Raw genomic sequence first — 374 nt, forward strand, 5'->3', positions numbered from 1 at the left:
AATCTTGGATTTCATTTTTCTTAAAATTTTATATTTTAAAATCATATAAATGAATGGATTCGATGTCCAACTTCGATTCTTTTAGGAAGAAACTTTCGTGTTTTGGGCATTTTCCTTATGCTGTTTGAAGTAAAAATGGCTTGGCTTTTATAGGCTAAAAATTGATGCGTTAAAAAAATAGTTAAAATTGTAAATTTCAAGTAGTTGAATAGATATTTATTGTAAATTTGAGTGTGGTTTTGATTAATTACTTGAGAATATCTATCTCATAATGGGGTATGATAACTCATAATTGGCTCTGCCAGTAACGGTATGAGTCAATAATGGTAAATCAAAATCAACAATTGGAGGCCTATAAACGGCCTCCTTTTTTT

Origin of the sequence: Flavobacterium sp. UBA5153, assembly GCA_002413745.1 — a bacterium.
Taxonomy (GTDB): Bacteria; Bacteroidota; Bacteroidia; order Flavobacteriales; family Flavobacteriaceae; genus Flavobacterium.